General features: G+C 59.5%; 6 protein-coding genes and 1 pseudogene. 3 read left to right on the top strand and 4 right to left on the bottom strand.

Annotated features, from left to right (window positions below; genetic code table 11):
- Positions 1-65: 65 nt before the first annotated feature.
- Positions 66-170 (bottom strand): annotated as a pseudogene (locus RYZ59_RS24325) (Arm DNA-binding domain-containing protein); the annotation flags it as partial.
- Between the two features lie 326 nt (positions 171-496).
- On the opposite strand from RYZ59_RS24325, the gene sul2 reads away from it, so the two are divergent.
- Both sul2 and RYZ59_RS24315 read left to right on the top strand, forming a co-directional pair.
- The gene (gene sul2 / locus RYZ59_RS24320; RefSeq protein ID WP_001043260.1) at positions 497-1,312 is read left to right on the top strand and encodes a sulfonamide-resistant dihydropteroate synthase Sul2; all 816 of its coding nucleotides are present in this window, start codon (positions 497-499) and stop codon (positions 1,310-1,312) included.
- A gap of 86 nt (positions 1,313-1,398) precedes the next feature.
- Positions 1,399-1,701, top strand: a complete 303-nt coding sequence (locus tag RYZ59_RS24315; protein ID WP_000251875.1) for a phosphoglucosamine mutase — start codon at positions 1,399-1,401, stop codon at positions 1,699-1,701.
- Between the two features lie 175 nt (positions 1,702-1,876).
- Here the strand turns inward: RYZ59_RS24315 and RYZ59_RS24310 are convergent, their stop codons facing one another.
- The 3 genes from RYZ59_RS24310 to RYZ59_RS24300 all read right to left on the bottom strand — a co-directional run bounded on the left by RYZ59_RS24310 (position 1,877) and on the right by RYZ59_RS24300 (position 4,539).
- Positions 1,877-3,370, bottom strand: coding sequence for an IS91-like element ISVsa3 family transposase (locus RYZ59_RS24310; RefSeq protein ID WP_001120888.1), 1,494 nt, complete (start codon positions 3,368-3,370; stop codon positions 1,877-1,879).
- Between the two features lie 210 nt (positions 3,371-3,580).
- Positions 3,581-3,805, bottom strand: coding sequence for a hypothetical protein (locus RYZ59_RS24305; RefSeq protein WP_000743213.1), 225 nt, complete (start codon positions 3,803-3,805; stop codon positions 3,581-3,583).
- A complete protein-coding gene (locus RYZ59_RS24300) occupies positions 3,802-4,539 on the bottom strand; it encodes a recombinase family protein (RefSeq protein WP_001446887.1) in 738 nt (245 codons plus the stop codon). The genes RYZ59_RS24305 and RYZ59_RS24300 overlap by 4 nt, the downstream gene beginning before the upstream one ends.
- 326 nt (positions 4,540-4,865) lie before the next feature.
- Here RYZ59_RS24300 and RYZ59_RS24295 point away from each other — a divergent pair.
- Positions 4,866-5,195 (top strand): hypothetical protein (locus tag RYZ59_RS24295; RefSeq protein WP_170868628.1); only part of this gene is annotated, 330 nt, incomplete at its 3' end.

Genomic DNA, 5,195 nt, shown 5'->3' with positions numbered 1-5,195 from the left:
CCGGATAGATTCAAGCAAGCCAACTTGTCGTCAAAATCGGTGTTGCAAAAACGGGAGTGACCATAGATTCCGTTTTCTGAGGCGACCCCCACATAGAGACCTTCCCGGTCATTCACTTTGTAGAGTTTGTCCCTGGGCTTGAGATTGCGCAGCTTGGTATCGGTCAGCATGTACCTTGTCCTTCTTCGTCTCCGATACCCACTCTATTGTAAACAAGACATTTTTATCTTTTATATTCAATGGCTTATTTTCCTGCTAATTGGTAATACCATGAAAAATACCATGCTCAGAAAAGGCTTAACAATATTTTGAAAAATTGCCTACTGAGCGCTGCCGCACAGCTCCATAGGCCGCTTTCCTGGCTTTGCTTCCAGATGTATGCTATTCTGCTCCTGCAGCTAATGGATCACCGCAAACAGGTTACTCGCCTGGGGATTCCCTTTCGACCCGAGCATCCGTATGAGACTCATGCTCGATTATTATTATAGAAGCCCCCATGAATAAATCGCTCATCATTTTCGGCATCGTCAACATAACCTCGGACAGTTTCTCCGATGGAGGCCGGTATCTGGCGCCAGACGCAGCCATTGCGCAGGCGCGTAAGCTGATGGCCGAGGGGGCAGATGTGATCGACCTCGGTCCGGCATCCAGCAATCCCGACGCCGCGCCTGTTTCGTCCGACACAGAAATCGCGCGTATCGCGCCGGTGCTGGACGCGCTCAAGGCAGATGGCATTCCCGTCTCGCTCGACAGTTATCAACCCGCGACGCAAGCCTATGCCTTGTCGCGTGGTGTGGCCTATCTCAATGATATTCGCGGTTTTCCAGACGCTGCGTTCTATCCGCAATTGGCGAAATCATCTGCCAAACTCGTCGTTATGCATTCGGTGCAAGACGGGCAGGCGGATCGGCGCGAGGCACCCGCTGGCGACATCATGGATCACATTGCGGCGTTCTTTGACGCGCGCATCGCGGCGCTGACGGGTGCCGGTATCAAACGCAACCGCCTTGTCCTTGATCCCGGCATGGGGTTTTTTCTGGGGGCTGCTCCCGAAACCTCGCTCTCGGTGCTGGCGCGGTTCGATGAATTGCGGCTGCGCTTCGATTTGCCGGTGCTTCTGTCTGTTTCGCGCAAATCCTTTCTGCGCGCGCTCACAGGCCGTGGTCCGGGGGATGTCGGGGCCGCGACACTCGCTGCAGAGCTTGCCGCCGCCGCAGGTGGAGCTGACTTCATCCGCACACACGAGCCGCGCCCCTTGCGCGACGGGCTGGCGGTATTGGCGGCGCTGAAAGAAACCGCAAGAATTCGTTAACTGCACATTCGGGATATTTCTCTATATTCGCGGTTCAGCAGGCATGTCCCCTTTGAGGGCGACCCGACGACAGGATAATCGACCTTATGGTGCGCAAATATTTCGGCACAGACGGTATTCGTGGCAAAGCCAACGAAGGCGCGATGACGGCGGAAACCGCCTTGCGCGTCGGCATGGCGGCTGGCCGTGTCTTTCGTCGCGGTGACCACCGCCATCGTGTCGTGATCGGCAAGGATACGCGCCTGTCGGGCTATATGCTTGAACCCGCGCTCACAGCCGGTTTCACCTCGATGGGCATGGACGTATTCCTTTTTGGCCCGCTGCCGACAACGTATAGGAAGAATAAACGCCCTTTTCACCCAAGTCCAACAGCTTTGGACCGCAGTTGACTCTTTCGACACCCCTGCGATGCAACCCAATCCGGCTGACGGGGAGCCAGCAACGCTGAAAATTTACCCTCCTCTTTCCCACTAGCGGCTCCTTTTCCGACAACCAGCACGGCGGATCCCTGCCGCGGCGCTGTGAACGCAGCATTTTGATTGGTATCGTTGGCCTTCAGGCTCGTCAGTCAAACAGACCCAGGAGCAGCTCAGCCGGTGGCGCCCGGCTTTCGGGTAACGCCCTGGTCCCGCTGGTTTCGGCTTTGTGCTTCAGGTGATCAAGGATCTGCTTGATCACTATAGGGTCTTCAATGCAGGCGATGACTTTCATGGCGCCGCCGCAGCCGCTGCAGGTCTCGATGTCGATATTGAAAACACGCTTGAGCCGTTGCGCCCATGTCATCGACGCTCGCCGTTGTGCTGGTGTTGCCGGTTCATCAGCCACCCTGACCTTGTTGCCCCTGCCCCGTTTTGCCGGCGTGACCAACGCCCGGTGCCGACTGTTGGGTGCGAACACCCCGTGGAAGCGGGTTAGGTTGACTCTGGGCTTCGGTACCAGGGCGGCCAGCCTTGCAATGAAATCCAATGGTTCGAAAATGACGTGCGTGGTGCCGTCCCGGTACGGCGTCTTGAGCTGGTAGCGCACGTTGCCGCCTCGTGTTAACGACAGCCGCTTCTCGGATACCGCCGGGCGGCTGATGTACCGGCACAGCCGTTCGAGCTTCTTGCGTTCATCGGCCCTGGCCGCCACGCCGGCGTGCAGGCTGGACCCGGCTACCTTGCCAATCCCGTCACCGAACGGATCACCACTGGTCGGCAGAGTTTGCAAAGTGAACACCTTTCGCCCCGCCTGTGAACCGACAGCGATACGGTAAGTGATCGAGTGCCCCAGCAGGGGTGTCATCGGGTCGTCATCCACCGCATCCGAGGCCAGATAGCTGTTTTCGACATCCCGTTCCAGCAGGCCTTGCCGTTCCAGATAGCGACCCACCCGGTGGGCGATGGTGTGCGTCAGCTGGGTGAGCTCTGGGCTGGTCGGCGCCTTGACCCAGCGGAAACGCGCTGAGCCGTGGGATTGCTCGACATACACACCGTCGAGAAACAGCATGTGGAAGTGAACATTCAGATTGAGCGCCGATCCAAAACGCTGGATCAGGGTGACCGCGCCCGTCTTGGCCACTTGGTGGGTATGGCCCGCTTTCTTGACCAGGTGCGTGGCAATGACGCGGTAAACGATGCCCAGCACCCACCCCATGATCTCGGGCCGGCTGGCAAACAGGAAACGCAGCTGAAACGGGAAGCTCAACACCCACTGACGCATGGGTTGTTCAGGCAGTACTTCATCAACCAGCAAGGCGGCACTTTCGGCCATCCGCCGCGCCCCACAGCTCGGGCAGAAACCGCGACGCTTACAGCTGAAAGCGACCAGGTGCTCGGCGTGGCAAGACTCGCAGCGAACCCGTAGAAAGCCATGCTCCAGCCGCCCGCATTGGAGAAATTCTTCAAATTCCCGTTGCACATAGCCCGGCAATTCCTTTCCCTGCTCTGCCATAAGCGCAGCGAATGCCGGGTAATACTCGTCAACGATCTGATAGAGAAGGGTTTGCTCGGGTCGGTGGCTCTGGTAACGACCAGTATCCCGATCCCGGCTGGCCGTCCTGGCCGCCACATGAGGCATGTTCCGCGTCCTTGCAATACTGTGTTTACATACAGTCTATCGCTTAGCGGAAAGTTCTTTTACCCTCAGCCGAAATGCCTGCCGTTGCTAGACATTGCCAGCCAGTGCCCGTCACTCCCACTCGATTGTAAACAAGCACACAAAACCCTTTAGTGACAACAATTTGCAAGAACTATCAGGCTCAGTGCCATGAAAAATACCATGACCAGATCATGAGGTTGAACACGGCTTGCGCCGGCAGCGTTCACGCTCCTGGTCGGCGATCTCGCCCGGCTGCAATGCTAGCTCAGCATCGGTCATGCGCTCCAGCACGTCGCGTAGGCGGATGGTGCAAGGAATGGGCGGCAGCTCGAACTCATAGCCGCCGGCGATCATTTCGGCCGCAATCTCCTCGGTGATGAAAAACGGCTCGTCGTCTTGGTTCGGCTTCTTCATGCCCTTTCCTCCTGGCGCTCATCCTGGCCGACAGCGGCCAGGGCATCGGCTTCCGTCAATGCGTCCTCCACGAACGCGCCGTGCTGCTTCGCTTCGGCCTGGCTGACCTCGGCCCATATCCGTTTCACCTGGGCCGCACTGTACCCGGCCAGCTCGGCGGTCTTGTTGATGCTGTAGCCGGACTTGCGCAGCGCGACAACTTGGGCGCGGCGCTTCGGATCAGCACGGCGGCCCTTGTACCGCCCGGCCTGGCGGGCCAACTCAATGCCTTGGCGCTGGCGTTCGCGCCTGTCCTCGTAGTCGTCGCGGGCCATCTGCAAGGCCAGGCGAAAAAGCATGATCTGCACGGCTTCCAGCACGATCTTGGCGACGCCCTGGGCCTCGGCCGCCAGGTCGGATAGATCGACCACGCCAGGGACGGCCAGGCTTGCGCCTTTGGCCTGTATCGAGGCCACCAGGCGCTCGGCCTCGGGCAAAGGTAGGCGGCTGATGCGGTCGATCTTCTCGGCAATGACCACCTCGCCGGGCTGTAGGTCGCCGATCATGCGCAGCAGCTCAGGCCGGTCGGCGCGTGCGCCGGATGCCTTCTCACGGTAGATGCCGGCGACGTAGTAGCCGGCGGCCTTCGCGGCCGTAGTGATCGCCTCTTGGCGTTCCAAGTCCTGCGCGTCGGTGCTGACGCGCAGATAGACCCGCGCCACCATCGGCGCGGCTACTGGCTTCGTCCTGCGCATACTTGCGGGCTCCTTTGGGCATACGCAAAGTGTCCGGTCATGCTACCCCCGGCCAAAAAGGCCGTCATGCGATTTATCTTGGCCGGGTCGTTATTGGCGGGTCTAAATGGCCGCTCCGTGGATCTCATCGCCAGAAATGGCGATGCGAGATCCAGGGCAGGGCGGCCGCCATCGTCAGACCTGGCGATGGTCGACGCCGGCGCGCATCGTCGGATGTGGCGATGCGAGCTCGAGGTCGGTGGCCACCGCCGGCGACCTGGTGCCATCGTCGGCAATGGCGATGCTGCAGCTCGACGTGCGCGGCCTGGTCGTCTCGGCATCGTCGGATGCGGCGATGCTCGAGCGAGGCGAAAAAAAACCGCCTCGGGGTGTCCGAGGCGGCAAGTCTGCATGCGGTTCAGGGAGGAAGAAACCGCGCCGGCGATCAGGGAGGAAAACCGCGCGGCCTGATGTGCAGCTCGGCCACTTTAGCCGGATTTTTCGACTTATCCGATGCGAGCGGCCCGCCGTGGGCGCTGCTCGATCTGCTGTTGCTTTTTCTCGACGTGCTTCTGCTCCTGGTGCTGCTGCTCGTCGCGCGGCACTGTTGCAAAGTTAGCGATGAGGCAGCCTTTTGTCTTATTCAAAGGCCTTACATTTCAAAAACTCTGCTTACC

The sequence above is a fragment of the Citrobacter sp. HN-141 genome, assembly GCF_033341895.1.
Taxonomy (GTDB): Bacteria; Pseudomonadota; Gammaproteobacteria; order Enterobacterales; family Enterobacteriaceae; genus Citrobacter.
The sequence above is the reverse complement of the archived record's forward strand: the minus strand, read 5'-3'. Positions and strand labels throughout refer to the sequence as shown.